Below are 14,499 nucleotides of genomic sequence, written 5' to 3' on the forward strand. Positions count from 1 at the left end.
ACGGCCTTGGATTTTTTGATATCTGGTGGGCGTCGCGGGCTCAGAGCCGTAGAACGCAGCCGATTCCGGCCCCCCACAGGGCGCGCCGTGGCTTCACGCCGCCGCCTGAGGGGAGCACTTGACCGATGCAGTAAGCTGGTAGATCGCTCAACTTCCCGCACCGTCGGTTCCGGCCGCGTCCCTCCATGCAGATCCGCCGTCTTTCCCTCCACCAGGTCCGTCGATTCGACGCGGCAGAACTGTTGCCGCAGCCTGGCATCAACCTGCTGACCGGCGAGAACGGCGCCGGAAAGACCAGCGTCCTGGAAGCACTGCACCTGATGGCCTACGGGCGCAGCTTCCGTGGCAGGGTTCGCGACGGTTTGATCCGCCAGGGACAGGACTCGCTGGAAATCTTCGTGGAATGGGACGAATCGAACGCCGAGGGCAGCGAAATACGCCGCCGTGCCGGTCTTCGTCATTCCGGGCAGGACTGGAAAGGCCGTCTGGACGGTGAAGACGTCGCGCAGCTGGGAAATCTGTGCGCGGCCTTGGCGGTGGTGACCTTTGAACCCGGCAGCCACGCCTTGGTCAGCGGCGGCGGCGAACCCCGTCGCCGATTCCTGGATTGGGGCTTGTTCCACGTGGAACCGGACTTCCTTTCCCTGTGGCGACGCTATTCGCGGGCCCTGAAGCAACGCAATGCCCTGCTCAAGCAAGGCGGCTCGCCGCGGATGCTGGACACTTGGGACCACGAGCTCGCCGAGGCCGGCGAACCGTTGACCAGCCGCCGTCTCCATTATCTGGAGCGGCTACAGGTGCGGGCCTTGGAACTTGCCGCCGCGCTCGCCCCCCAGCTGGACGTCCAGTCGATGACGCTCAGCCCCGGGTGGCGTCGGCACGAGCTTTCGCTGGCCGATGCGCTGCTGCTCGCACGCGAACGTGACCGACAGGCCGGCTATACCTCGGTTGGGCCGCACCGCGCGGACTGGAGCGTCGGTTTCGGGAGTATCCCCGGACGAGATGCGCTGTCTCGGGGGCAAGCAAAGCTTACCGCCCTCACCTGCCTGTTGGCGCAGGCCGAAGACTATGCGGTGGAGCGCGGGCATTGGCCAGTCATAGCGCTGGATGATCTGGGGTCGGAGCTGGATCGCAACCACCAAGGCCGGGTCCTGGATCGCCTGCTGGCAGGTCCGGCGCAGATATTCATCACCGCCACCGAGACCCCCGTGCCGCTGCTGGACCGCACCGATATCGCGCGGTTCCACGTGGAACATGGCCAGGTCACGGGTGTGCCATAGTGGTCCCCGGGGTACACCTGCCCGGCTGGTATAATTCAGGTTGGAACACCCCCTCTTTCTCGGCGCGCCATTCGTTGGCGCCCGACCTGCGGAGCCTACGGCGAGCGCAATGACTGACGAACAGAACACCCCTGCAAACAGCGGCACCTACGACGCCAACAGCATTACGGCGCTGGAAGGCCTGGAGGCCGTCCGCAAGCGCCCCGGCATGTACATCGGCGATGTCCACGACGGCACCGGCCTGCACCACATGGTGTTCGAAGTCGTCGACAACTCGATCGATGAGGCGCTCGCGGGCCATGCCGACCACGTTTCGGTGACGATCCATGCAGACGGCTCGGTCGGCGTGTCGGATAACGGGCGTGGTATCCCGACCGGCAAGCATGAGCAGATGAGCAGGAAGCTGGATCGCGAAGTCTCGGCAGCCGAGGTCGTGATGACGGTCCTGCACGCCGGCGGCAAGTTCGACGACAACAGCTACAAAGTGTCCGGCGGCCTGCACGGCGTGGGTGTCAGCGTGGTCAACGCGCTGTCGCAGAAGCTGACCCTGGATATCTACCAGGGTGGTTTCCACTACCATCAGGAATATGCCGACGGCGCCGCCGTGATGCCGCTGCAGCAGGTTGAAGCCAGCACCAAGCGCGGTACCACGCTGCGATTCTGGCCGTCGACCAAGGCATTCCACGACAACGTCGAGTTCCACTACGACATCCTGGCCCGTCGCCTGCGCGAGCTCTCGTTCCTCAACTCCGGCGTCAAGATCGTGCTGATCGACCAGCGCGGAGAAGGTCGTCGCGACGATTTCCACTACGAAGGCGGCATCGCCAGCTTCGTGGAGCATCTGGCCCAGCTGAAGACCCCCCTGCATCCGCACGTGATCTCGGTCGTGGGCGAACACAGCGGCATCACCGTGGAAGTGGCGCTGCAGTGGACCGATTCCTACCAGGAAACGATGTACTGCTTCACCAACAACATTCCGCAGAAGGATGGCGGCACCCATCTGGCCGGCTTCCGCGGCGCGCTGACGCGCGTGCTCAACAACTACATCGAACAGAACGGCATCGCCAAGCAGGCCAAGATCAACCTGACCGGCGATGACATGCGCGAAGGCATGATCGCGGTGCTGTCGGTCAAGGTGCCTGATCCCAGCTTCTCCAGCCAGACCAAGGAAAAGCTGGTCAGCTCGGATGTCCGTCCGGCGGTGGAAAACGCGTTCGGCCAGCGTCTGGAAGCGTTCCTGCAGGAAAACCCGAACGAAGCCAAGGCCATCGCCGGCAAGATCGTCGACGCCGCGCGTGCGCGCGAAGCCGCCCGCAAGGCCCGCGACCTGACCCGCCGCAAGGGCGCGCTGGACATCGCCGGCCTGCCGGGCAAGCTCGCCGACTGCCAGGAAAAGGATCCGGCACTGTCCGAACTGTTCATCGTCGAGGGTGACTCGGCAGGTGGCTCGGCCAAGCAGGGTCGCAACCGCAAGAACCAGGCCGTGCTGCCGCTGCGCGGCAAGATCCTCAACGTGGAACGCGCGCGCTTCGACCGCATGCTGGCCTCCGACCAGGTCGGCACGCTGATCACTGCGCTGGGCACGGGTATCGGCCGGGACGAGTACAACCCGGACAAGCTCCGTTACCACAAGATCATCATCATGACCGACGCCGACGTCGACGGCGCGCACATCCGTACGCTGTTGTTGACGTTCTTCTATCGTCAGATGCCTGAGTTGATCGAACGCGGCTATGTCTATATCGGCTTGCCGCCGCTGTACAAGATCAAGCAGGGCAAGACCGAGCTGTACCTGAAAGACGACCCGGCACTGGACAGTTACCTGGCCAGCAGCGCGGTGGAAAATGCCGCGCTGGTGCCGGCTGCCGGCGAACCGCCGATTGACGGCGTCCATCTGGAAAAACTGCTGCTGAGCTATGCCGGCGCACTCGAAGCGATTTCGCGCAACGCGCACCGCTACGATCGCCAGCTGCTGGAATCGCTCGTCGATTTCATCCCGATGGACCTGGAGCACCTGCGCAACGCACCGGCCGGTGAAGGCCTGGATGCACTGGCTGCCCGCCTCAACCAGGGCAGCCTGGGTTCGGCGCGCTTCAGCCTGGAACTGCAGGAACCGAACGACCAGCGTCCGGCAGCCGTGCTGGTGACCCGTCGCCACATGGGCGAAGAGCACATCCAGGTGCTGCCGCTTGCCGCGTTCGACGGCGGCGAACTGCGCGCGCTTTACCAGGCGGCCAACCTGCTGCATGGCCTGGTCCGCGAAGGCGCCACCATCAATCGCGGTGCCAAATCGATCGAAGTGACCAGCTTTGCCCAGGCACAGGCGTGGTTGCTCGAGGAAGCCAAGCGCGGCCGCCAGATCCAGCGCTTCAAGGGCCTGGGCGAAATGAATCCCGAGCAGCTGTGGGACACCACGGTCAACCCGGATACCCGTCGCCTGCTGCAGGTACGCATCGAAGATGCGGTTGCTGCGGACCAGATCTTCAGCACCCTGATGGGTGACGTGGTTGAACCGCGTCGTGACTTCATCGAAGACAACGCGCTGAAAGTCGCCAATCTGGATATCTGACACAATCGAAGGTTGCCGGTGCCCGGATCAACGTGGCGCCGGCGTTTCTCCTTCTGCTGCAGGATGCGCATGTCGACAGTCACCCCGGTACCACCGCCACCGCTTCCCGGCGCCTCCGCGCCCCAACCGCGTGCCGCCGGCTCACCGGTGGCCGGTTTCCTGATCGATCTGGGACTGGCGGCGCTCATCCTGTTCGGCCTGAGCCTGCTTGCTGGACTGCTGTGGGGCGCGGTGCAGGGCATGCGGGTCGGTGCAGAACTGGCCGCCAACGGTGCGCCAGCGCCGAGTCCGGATTCGATCGCCACGCAGTTGGGCCAGCCCGGCGCGCTGGCACAGATCCTGATGGCCTTGTTCGCCACCGGCGGCGCAGCGCTGATCCTGTACTTCTGGCGTCGTCGCGCCACGCCTGCCGAACGTGAAACCTCCAAGCGCGCTCTGGGCCGACCGTCCACCTGGGGTTGGACCCTGTGGGTGGCGGCACTGGTCATCATCGGCAGCAACGGCATCGGCTTTCTGGCCAAGCGGGCCGGTATCGAGCCGGTCCCCACCAACCTCGAGTTGATGAGCAGCGCTGCAGCGCAATTCCCGGTGTTCCTGGCGTTGTTCGCCGTGGTGCTGGCACCCGCGTACGAGGAACTGTTGTTCCGCCGCGTGTTGTTCGGGCGTCTGTGGCAGGCCGGAAAGCCTTGGCTCGGCGTACTGTTGAGCAGCCTTGCATTCGCACTGGTCCATGAGATTCCCGGCACCAGCGGCAACGGGCCGGCTGAAATCGCCCAGCTGTGGCTGATCTACGGCGGCATGGGCGCCGCATTCTGCTGGCTGTACCAGCGCACCGGCACGCTCTGGGCACCGATCGGGGCGCATGCGTTGAACAACGCGGTTGCGATGACGTTGTTGATGGTCTTCGGCGCGACCTGAAAACGTGCCGCAATCCGCAGCGCATGCGTGACATGCGCTGACTGGATTGACGAAAACTTAAGCCGTTTGAGTGGACACTCGCTGTATGAACACGGGGATCCGATCCATGAAACGACTGCTGCTGGCTTTTACGATTACTGCGTTGCTGAGTGCGTGCGCCACGACCACCTCGCCCACCGGGCGCCGCCAGGTCGTCGGCGGGGTTTCGCAGGCCCAGCTGGACCAGTTGGGCGCGCAAGCCTTTGCTGAAACCAAGCAGAAGGAAAAAATCAGCACCGACGCCAGGCAGATCGCCTACGTGCAATGCGTGGTCAATGCATTGGTCGCACAACTGCCCTCGCAGTACCGGGGCGTGCGCTGGGAGACGGCGGTGTTCGCCGACAGCGAACCCAACGCCTTCGCATTGCCTGGCGGCAAGGTCGGGGTGAACTCGGGCATCTTCACCGTGGCCAAGAACCAGGACCAGCTGGCGGCCGTCATCGGCCATGAAATCGGTCACGTCATCGCGCGCCACCATGAAGAGCGCATCACTCGCCAGATGGGCGCACAGACGGGTCTTTCGGTGGTCGGCGCGCTTGCAGGCGCGGCCTATGGTGAAACGGCGGCCAGCGCGGTGAACCAGTTCGGCGGCATGGGCGCACAGACGCTGTTCCTGCTACCCGGTTCGCGTACCCAGGAAAGCGAAGCTGACGTGGTCGGCCAGAAACTGATGGCCGAGGCCGGATTTGATCCCGCCCAAGCGGTGATCCTGTGGCAGAACATGATGGCCGCCAGTGGTGGCCGCAGCCCGCAATGGTTGTCTACCCATCCGGATCCGGCCAATCGGATCCGTGAACTGCAGCGCGATGCACCCGGCCTGCAAGGCGTGTTCCAACAAGCGCAGGCGGCGGGACGCAAACCACGCTGTAGCTGAATATCCGTTAATTTGCTGTGATGCAGCACAGGAAACGATTTCTCAGGTCGCATAATTCTGATACGTTTGGCGGCTCAGATTTTTCTGACGTCCGTCATTGCTGCCGCTACGCGGTCTGATCGAGGTGAAAGATATGCTCCGTAACCCCAAGCAAGCCCTGCTGACCATGCTGATTGCGACCACTGTCAGCGGTGCCGTGATCGCCGAGGCCACCGCGCAGACGCGTTCGGCCGACCGTACGGAACAGCGCGAGCGTCGTGGCAGCAGCAAGGCCGCCGCGGCCGAAGTGCTGTTCCCCAACGCGACCCGTAAAGAGCCGGGCATGAAGTCCTCGCCCAAGCTCGGCAAGCAACTGCAGAAGCTGGTAGACAGCTACAACGAGCAGAAGTTCCCGGAAACGCTGACCGAGGCCACTGCGATCCTGGGTAACAGCGCCGCCAACGAATACGACAAGGCGCTCGCCGCCCAGCTCGCTTCGCAGGCGGCCTACCAGCAGGACGACGTCGCCGCTTCCAAGCGTTACCTGCAGCAGGTGCTGGACGCCAACGCGCTGGACAACAACGGCCACTTCCAGTCGATGCTGATGCTGGCCCAGCTGCAGCTGCAGGATGACGACAAGGCCGTGCAGGCCCAGGGCCTGACCCTGATCGACAAGTACTTCGCTGAAAGCGGTTCGAAGAAGCCCGAGGAACTGGTTTCCAAGGGCCAGGCGCTGTACCAGCTGGAGCGCTACCAGGAAGCGATCCCGGTACTGAAGGAAGCGATCGCTGCCTCGCCGGAGCCGAAGGACCAGTGGAACCAGCTGCTGATGGCCGCCTACGCCGAAGCCGGCCAGACCGGTGAAGCCGTGAGCGCCGCCGAGGCCGTCGCCGCCAAGAATCCGAATGACAAGAAGGCGCAGCTCAACCTGGCGAACATGTACATGCAGGCCGACCAGATGGACAAGGCCGCCGGTGTCATGGACAAGCTGCGTGCTTCGGGCCAGTTGACCGACGAGCGCGAATACAAGCAGTTGTATTCGATCTACGCCAATACCGAGAACAAGGAAAAGGAAGTAATCTCGGTGATCAACGAAGGTCTCGAGAAGGGCATACTGAAGCCGGACCACCAGGTTTACCTGGCACTGGCACAGTCCTACTACTACTCAGAACCGCAGCAGGTGGACAAGGCGATCGAGGCGTGGCAGAAAGCCGCTCCGCTGTCGCCCACTGGCGAAACCTACCTGAATCTGGCACGTGTCCTGCACAGTGAGGGCAAGATTCCCCAGGCCAAGGAAGCAGCGCGTCAGGCCAAGGCCAAGGGTGGCCTGAAGAACGCCGCGGATGCGGACAAAATCATCAACCTGAAGTAAGTAGGAATAACGCCTGAATGCCTGCGCGAAGCGTGCGCAGGCACTCAGGATTGGTATAAGCTTGGAGGTTCCTGCGGTGTCATGCACCGCTGATCAGGGATCCCGCCCCCGGGTATCCCGGCCCCACAATCGAGCTCTTGGCGCATGACGGAACAACTAGTCTTTCACCGCTACGAAGAAACTGAAGAGAAGGGCCTGAGCTGGCCCCGCATCTTCGGCATCGCGTTTGTTATCGCACTGCATCTGGCTGCCTTCATGATGCTCCTCATTCCTGCCGTCGCCCCCAAGGCCGCTGCAGAGAAGGAGCGCAACGTGATGGTGACCATCGTCGATGCACCGCCGCCGCCGCCTCCGCCGCCGCCGCCGCCGCCGCCGGATGAGACGCCGCCGCCGCCGGTGAAGAACCTGTCGCCGCCGAAGCCGTCGCCGGTTCCGCCGCCGCCGCAGGCGCCGATCGTCGACGTGCCGGAACCGCGCCCGAACGATATCGTCACCCCGCCGTCGCCGCCCGCGCCGCCGGCACCGCCGACCTCCATCGAGGCCAGCGTCGATATCTCGTCCAAGAACATGAATCCCCCGCGTTACCCGCCGGCAGCATTCCGCGCTGGTATCCAGGGTGAAGTGATCCTGATCATCGATGTCGATGCCCAAGGCAACGTCACCAATGTCACGGTCGAGAAATCCAGCCGTAACCGCGACCTGGATCGCGCTGCAATGGAAGCTGCACGCAAGTGGCGCTTCAACGCAGCCGAGTCGGGCGGCAAGAAAGCCGCGGGCCGCGTACGCGTACCGGTCAATTTTGCTCTGAGCTGATGCACCGGGTGGCCGCAGGGCCACCCCGCTGATGGCTCTTATGATTAGCTACACCCTTCAACACCACACACAACAAAGGTAAGCGTCATGCTGCAGGAAATTTTCATCGCCGCTGCTGCCGGGGGCAACTCCAACGCCCTGTCGCAGATGGGCTTCGAGCACCTCATCCATGAAATGACCAGCCAGCCGGGCGACTTCGCAGTCTCCTGGGTGGTTCTGATCACCCTGATCGTGATGTCGGCCATGTCCTGGTACTGGACCGTGATCAACATCTTCCGCGCCAGCCGCCTGAAGGCTGCTGCCGACAAGGTCACCAGCCTGTTCTGGGATACCCCGAACGCGCAGGACGCCATCCGTGCGATGGAAGAACAGCCGGCTTCGGAGCCTTTCTCGAAGATCGCCCTGGACGCCGCACAGGCTGCCGCCCACCACCAGCGTGCCGAAGGCGGCGCAACCGGTGGCCTGGGTGAGACCCTGAGCCGTTCGGAGTTCGTCGATCGCGCCCTGCGTCAGGCCGTGACCCGCGAAAGCAACAAGCTGCAGTCGGGCATGACCCTGCTGGCCACCGTCGGTGCAACCGCTCCGTTCGTCGGTCTGCTGGGTACCGTGTGGGGCATCTACGGCGCGCTGATCAAGATCGGTGCAACCGGTTCGGCCTCCATCGACGCCGTTGCCGGCCCGGTGGGTGAAGCGCTGATCATGACCGCGATCGGCCTGTTCGTGGCTATCCCGGCCGTGTTCGCCTTCAACTTCTTCAGCAAGATCAACAGCGCGACCATCAGCCGTTTCGATACCTTCGCGCACGACCTGCACGACTTCTTCGCTACCGGTTCGCGCGTCCGCTAAGGACGCGCTGTACCCGGCACGAAGGTAGTTCACACCGATCTAGACGGAGCCCGTTATGGCTTTCAGTAGTGGTAACAGCGGCGGCCCCATGGCCGACATCAACGTTACGCCCCTCGTGGACGTGATGCTGGTGCTGCTGATCATCTTCATCATCACGGCGCCTCTGATGTCCCACAAGGTCAAGGTCGAGCTGCCCGAAGCCAACCTGATCCAGAACCCGGACGATGCCAACGATCGTAAGGGTCCGATCACGCTGGCAGTGAAGGAAGACGGTTCGATTTTCTGGAACGATGAGGAAATCGACCGTGGGACGCTTGAGTCCCGCCTTTCCACCGCGGCCCAGCAGACCCCGCAGCCGCCGTTGAACCTGCGTGGTGACCGCACGACAAAGATGCGCGTCATCAACGAGCTGACCAAGGTCGCGCAGGAACAGGGCATGCTGGACGTCGGCTTCGTTGCGACCAAAGAGAAGGGGCAGTAAGCCATGGCATTCAGTTCTGGTGGTGGCAAAGGCCCCATGGCGGATATCAACGTCACGCCCCTCGTGGACGTGATGCTGGTCCTGCTGATCATCTTCATCGTGACCGCGCCGATCATGACCTACCCGATCGCCGTGGATCTGCCGCAGCGTGTGCTCAACCCGCCCCCGGTGACGGTTGAACCGCCGCCGCCGGTCGAGTTGCGCGTCGATGCGAGCAACCAGGTGTTCTGGAACAACAGCCCGGTCGCCGTGACCGAACTGCAGCAGCGGATGGAACAGGAGGTCCAGCGTGACCCGACGAACCAGCCGGAACTGCGGATCGACGCGAGCCCGGACTCGGAGTACGACGTGATGGCCAAGATCCTGGCCGCCTCGAAGAACGCCCAGATGAAGAAGATCGGTTTCGTACAGCAGTAAACGCTACACGCAGTCCGCACTCATGACGCGACTGGAAAACGCCCTCGGAAACGGGGGCGTTTTTTTATGCGCGCCATCGGCCCCCGCATGCTCGCGTATCATCCGCCGATGATTGCCTTCTTCGACGCGCTGCGACACGGGCTTGATGCCATTCCCCACCTCGGCAAGGGCCTGGCGATTGCCTATGTGCTGTACCTGATCGGCCTGACCGGCTGGATCATGCTGCAGAAACGCGAGCCGGTGGCCACGCTCAGCTGGATACTTTCGCTGGCGGCGCTGCCGTACATCGGGCTTTTCATTTACTACCTGCTGGGCCCGCAGAAAGTAAAACGGCAACGCCTGCGCCGCGGTCGTTCGCGTTCCGGCATGGAGCATTACAGCAGCGTCTGCCCACCCGATGCGGACTGCACTGAACTGGCGGCCATCGGCCAGGCCACCACCGGGCTGGCACCGAGCAGCGCCACTGAAGTGGAATGGCTGGTGGACGGCGCGGCAACCTACGCCGCCCTGCTGGAGGCGATTGCAGAAGCGCGCGACCACGTGAATCTGGAGTACTACATCTTCGAACCGGACCACACCGGGACCGCCGTGCGCGATGCACTGGTGGCCGCAGCACAGCGCGGCGTGCAGGTCCGGCTGCTGCTGGACGCGGTGGGCGCCGGAAACATCCGTGCGCGCTTCCTCAAACCGCTGCTGGACGCCGGTGGCGAGGCCGTGTGGTTCCATCCACGGCAGCTCCTCAAGCCCTTCAAGCGGCCCTGGTTGAACCTGCGCACGCACCGCAAGCTGGTGGTCATCGATGGCCTGCTGGCGTTCACCGGCGGCATCAACATCACCGACGAAGAGAACGAACAGCGCGACCCGAATGCCTACCGCGACCTGCACATGCGGTTGCGCGGCCACGTGGTGCGCAGCCTGCAGCTGGTCTTCATGGAAGACTGGCTGTACGCCAGCGGGCAAGACGCCCAGCAGTTCGACCAGGCGCGGCTGTGGCCACGTGAAACGCCGAGCCGCGACGACGGCAGCATCAATGCGCAGGTGCTGGTGTCTGGCCCGGATTCCGGTTGGGAAACCATCCATCGCCTGCACGTGGCGGCGATCCACGAAGCCAAGCACCGCGTGTGGCTGGTGACGCCCTACTTCGTGCCCGGCGAAGCCGCACGCATGGCGCTGACATCGGCCGCATTGGGCGGACTGGAAGTGCGCCTGCTGGTGCCGAAGATGAGCGACTCGTGGTTCGTCACCCAGGCCGCGCGCTCCTACTTCGACGAGCTGCTGCAGGCGGGGGTGAAGATCTACGAATACGGCCCGCGCATGCTGCACACCAAGGCCTTCATCGCCGACGACGAGGTCTGCATCGTCGGCACGGCGAACTTCGACCATCGCAGTTTCCGGCTCAACTTCGAACTGTCCATGCTGCTGCGCGACAAGGACCGCGTGGCCGAGCTGGCCGGCATCCTGAACCATGAGTTCGACAGCGCCACCCGCGTCCACAACGAACGCAACCGCGGCCTGTGGCGGCATCGCCTGCCCGAAGCGTTCGCACGGCTGGCCTCGCCGCTGTTGTGACAGCAGCGCTACACTGCGCGCTTCTGTCACCGTCCTGCCTGCCGTCATGACCCGCCTCAGCGTCAACGTCAACAAGATCGCCGTGCTGCGCAACTCGCGTGGTGGCCACGACCCCGATGTACTGCGTGCCGCGCAGGCCTGCCTGGACGCCGGTGCACACGGCATCACCGTGCACCCGCGCCCGGACCGCCGCCACATCACCGCCGAAGACGTACACGCGCTGTCCGCGCTGACCACCGCGCGCGGGGTCGAGTTCAACATCGAAGGCAACCCGTTCGCGCCGCCGCGCGAGGGCTACCCGGGCCTGCTGCCGCTGTGCGAGGCCACCCGTCCTGCACAGGCCACGCTGGTGCCCGATGGCGATGGCCAGCTGACGTCCGACCATGGCTTCGACTTCGCCGCCGACAGCGAGCGGCTGCGCCCGCTGGTTGCCACGCTGAAGGCGATGGGCTGCCGGGTCAGCCTGTTCGTGGACGCCGGCAATCCGCTGCTGGAACGCGCGGCCGATGTCGGTGCCGACCGCATCGAGCTGTACACCGGACCGTATGCCGAAGCGCACGCCGCCGGCGATGCCACCGCGATGCTGGAACTGTTCGCCACCGCCGCGCGCCGCGCGCAGGCAGTGGGCCTGGGCGTCAACGCCGGCCATGACCTGTCGCAGGCCAACCTGCGCGCCTTCCTGACCGGCGTACCCGGCGTGCTGGAAGTCTCGATCGGCCACGCCCTGATCAGCGAAGCCCTGTACGACGGCCTGGACGCCACGGTCCGCTGCTACATCAGCCTGCTGTAACTCCCTTGGTAGCGCCGACCCATGGTCGGCGGAAACCATCCGCCCCGAGAAATCCGCCCCCCCCGGTAGTGACGGCCAGCGGCCGTCACTACCGCGCCGTCGCACCCCCTGAGACCCCAATCCCCTACCCTGCGCTGCGCACATCGTGGCTTGCAATGTCCTGTGCCCTGTCCCGGCATGTCCGTATGTCCTGTGGATAACCGTGGGGGCAAGCCAAACCCCCATCCCCCTCCACGCCTACAGCCACCTGAATCCCAGCGCATTGCATACCCTGTGGTTAGCAATAATACTAACCGCACTCACCTCAGAAGAATCCCATGGGTCGCCCCGATTCCATCCCCCACATCGCCATCAAAGGCCGCGGCAGCACCACCCACATCGCCGGCCGCTTCGAAAGCACGGTCAGCGAAGCGGTGGACGATGGCTGGGAAGCCGAAGAAAGCGAAGAGTTCCTGGCGCCGCGCCTGCGCACCGAAGTGCGCGCCGAAACCGCCCGCAGCATCATCAGCCGCAACAACTCACCGGACGTCGGCTTCAGCCAATCGGTGAACCCCTATCGCGGCTGCGAACATGGCTGCTCGTACTGCTTCGCACGGCCCTCGCATGCCTATCTGAACCTGTCGCCCGGGCTGGATTTCGAGACCAAGCTGTTCGCCAAGACCAACGCAGCGCAGCTGCTGCGCAAGGAACTTTCAAAACCCAGCTACGTGCCACAGCCGATCGCGCTGGGCATCAACACCGATTCCTACCAGCCGATCGAACGCAAGTTCAAACTGACCCGCCAGCTGATCGAAGTGATGCTGGAAACCCGCCATCCGTTCTCGTTGATCACCAAGAACGCACTGGTCGAGCGCGATATCGACCTGCTGGCGCCGCTGGCCGAACAGAACCTGGTGAGCGTGCATTTTTCGGTGACCTCGCTCGACCCGCATCTGTCTTCGAAACTCGAACCGCGCGCGGCCGCACCGCATGCACGGCTGCGTGCGATGCGCCGGCTGCACGACGCCGGCATCCCGGTCGGGGTGATGGTGGCGCCGGTGATTCCGTGGATCAACGATGCCGAACTGGAAGCGGTGCTGGAAGCCGCGCGCGATGCCGGTGCATCCAGTGCCGGCTATGTGCTGCTGCGCCTGCCACTGGAAGTGGCGCCGCTGTTCCGCGATTGGCTGGAGACGCATTACCCGGACCGCGCCACGCACGTGATGAGCACCATCAACCAGCTGCGTGGCGGCAAGGACTACGACAGCCAGTTCGGCACGCGCATGCGCGGCCAGGGCGTGTATGCGGACCTCCTGTCGAACCGCTTCAAGCTGGCGCGCAGGCGGCTGGGATTCGATGCGCAGAACAGCCACTGGCCGAAGCTGGATTGCACCAAGTTCGAGCGGCCGGCGCCGCCGAAGGCGGATTCGCCGCAGGGGTCGTTGTTCTAGCGGCAGTCAACCTCGTGCGAGGCTCGGCACAAAATCCAGCGTTGCCGGTGATCTGCCCAGATCATCACTGGATGTTGGGATAAATAATCACCCAGTGCATGATGACGAAATTTACCATGCCGTGAATGATGGCTCGCTGATAGGTGTCAAGCCTGAAGAGGAAGATTCCCAAGGTGACGTAGAGCCCGAACAAGAACGACGAGAGGACTGCCTCGGTGTGAGCAGCAGCAAACAGCGCGCATACCGCAAACGTCCCTAAGATTTTTCCGAGGTAATGAGACGCACCTGATTGCAGAAGATGCCGTACAACTTTCTCTTCATAGAGTGGCGCGACAACGCAGCTCGTAACAACGCCTAGCAGATAGTTCGCTAGAGGGATCTGATCCCAGGTGAGCAGCGTCGACTCGTTGCGTGCTGGATACGCAACCAGCGCGACCCACGCAGCTCCGCCAACCAGGCCGAGCGCAACCAAAGTCATCACCAGCTTAGCGGACCACCGAGCCCGCTCTTCGCGCGGGAACATCCATATGCAAGCAGCAAAGGCCAGGGCCTCAGTCATCGCCTTTGATCCAAAGACCTCAAAAGCGTCCAGAACAACACGCGCGGCCCCAATTGCCACGGTTGACATGAGCGCGACGAATATGAAGTTCTCAGGCGTCTCTGCGGGTTTCCAGCGCAACGACATGCAGACGAGCATCCTTGTTCCAACGTTGTTCCTGACTACCGAAGCCTTGGCCCTCTCGGGCCAAGGCAAGCATAGCGCTTACGCCGTGCTTGGTTGGACATGATGCAGTGAGATCATGCCGGCCGCGCCGATGCTGAAGGTGCTTCCAGTCCAACAGTCATGCCAGCGGCGACACCTGCACGCCCACCGCACTTCGCAGTTTTTCTCATGGACGCAGGTGCACACCGCTGTGCACGATGACCGGGCTGGTGCCGAACGTACCAGCCGGGATTGGCGTCCCGACACTACGCATCACTCATTGCCTCTGTTGTAGCCCTCGGGCACGGCGGAGAATGCACTGCACTGCCGGTCATACGGCGGGCGGTGCGCGGGGATCCCGATCCGCCGGTTAATGAGTGTCGCGTAGTCCGGTACGCCAACCCGCATCGCCCGCCACC

13 protein-coding genes are annotated in these 14,499 nt (G+C 63.7%); 12 read left to right on the forward strand and 1 reads right to left on the reverse strand.

Annotation, left to right across the window (positions count from 1 at the left end; genetic code table 11):
* Positions 1-185 precede the first annotated feature (185 nt).
* The 12 genes from recF to SOM47_RS14315 all read left to right on the forward strand — a co-directional run bounded on the left by recF (position 186) and on the right by SOM47_RS14315 (position 13,377).
* A complete protein-coding gene (recF, locus tag SOM47_RS14260) occupies positions 186-1,280 on the forward strand; it encodes a DNA replication/repair protein RecF (RefSeq protein WP_320505952.1) in 1,095 nt (364 codons plus the stop codon).
* A gap of 109 nt (positions 1,281-1,389) precedes the next feature.
* Positions 1,390-3,849, forward strand: coding sequence for a DNA topoisomerase (ATP-hydrolyzing) subunit B (gyrB, locus tag SOM47_RS14265; RefSeq protein ID WP_182656596.1), 2,460 nt, complete (start codon positions 1,390-1,392; stop codon positions 3,847-3,849).
* Positions 3,850-3,918: 69 nt separating this feature from the next.
* Entirely contained in the window at positions 3,919-4,767 is an 849-nt protein-coding gene (locus SOM47_RS14270; RefSeq protein ID WP_192084918.1) for a CPBP family intramembrane glutamic endopeptidase, read from the forward strand.
* A 106-nt stretch (positions 4,768-4,873) separates the two neighbouring features.
* The gene (locus tag SOM47_RS14275) at positions 4,874-5,680 is read left to right on the forward strand and encodes a M48 family metallopeptidase (protein WP_320505953.1); all 807 of its coding nucleotides are present in this window, start codon (positions 4,874-4,876) and stop codon (positions 5,678-5,680) included.
* Positions 5,681-5,813: 133 nt separating this feature from the next.
* Complete coding sequence (locus tag SOM47_RS14280; RefSeq protein WP_192084917.1) at positions 5,814-7,031, forward strand: tetratricopeptide repeat protein; 1,218 nt, start codon at positions 5,814-5,816, stop codon at positions 7,029-7,031.
* Between the two features lie 144 nt (positions 7,032-7,175).
* The gene (locus tag SOM47_RS14285; protein ID WP_042612137.1) at positions 7,176-7,844 is read left to right on the forward strand and encodes an energy transducer TonB; all 669 of its coding nucleotides are present in this window, start codon (positions 7,176-7,178) and stop codon (positions 7,842-7,844) included.
* An 87-nt stretch (positions 7,845-7,931) separates the two neighbouring features.
* Positions 7,932-8,690, forward strand: a complete 759-nt coding sequence (gene exbB / locus SOM47_RS14290; RefSeq protein WP_042612136.1) for a TonB-system energizer ExbB — start codon at positions 7,932-7,934, stop codon at positions 8,688-8,690.
* 55 nt (positions 8,691-8,745) lie between these two features.
* Positions 8,746-9,171, forward strand: coding sequence for an ExbD/TolR family protein (locus tag SOM47_RS14295; RefSeq protein ID WP_042612135.1), 426 nt, complete (start codon positions 8,746-8,748; stop codon positions 9,169-9,171).
* Between the two features lie 3 nt (positions 9,172-9,174).
* The gene (locus SOM47_RS14300; protein ID WP_042612134.1) at positions 9,175-9,588 is read left to right on the forward strand and encodes an ExbD/TolR family protein; all 414 of its coding nucleotides are present in this window, start codon (positions 9,175-9,177) and stop codon (positions 9,586-9,588) included.
* A 108-nt stretch (positions 9,589-9,696) separates the two neighbouring features.
* Complete coding sequence (gene cls, locus SOM47_RS14305; protein ID WP_320506023.1) at positions 9,697-11,157, forward strand: cardiolipin synthase; 1,461 nt, start codon at positions 9,697-9,699, stop codon at positions 11,155-11,157.
* 46 nt (positions 11,158-11,203) lie between these two features.
* On the forward strand, positions 11,204-11,947 hold the full coding sequence (locus SOM47_RS14310; RefSeq protein WP_320505954.1) for a pyridoxine 5'-phosphate synthase: 744 nt from the start codon (positions 11,204-11,206) through the stop codon (positions 11,945-11,947).
* Between the two features lie 317 nt (positions 11,948-12,264).
* On the forward strand, positions 12,265-13,377 hold the full coding sequence (locus SOM47_RS14315; protein ID WP_320505955.1) for a PA0069 family radical SAM protein: 1,113 nt from the start codon (positions 12,265-12,267) through the stop codon (positions 13,375-13,377).
* 64 nt (positions 13,378-13,441) lie between these two features.
* Here SOM47_RS14315 and SOM47_RS14320 read toward each other — a convergent pair whose 3' ends face one another.
* Entirely contained in the window at positions 13,442-14,062 is a 621-nt protein-coding gene (locus SOM47_RS14320) for a CPBP family glutamic-type intramembrane protease (protein ID WP_320505956.1), read from the reverse strand.
* Positions 14,063-14,499 lie beyond the last annotated feature (437 nt).

The organism is Stenotrophomonas sp. CFBP8980 (genome assembly GCF_034046095.1).
Lineage (GTDB): Bacteria > Pseudomonadota > Gammaproteobacteria > Xanthomonadales > Xanthomonadaceae > Stenotrophomonas > Stenotrophomonas lacuserhaii.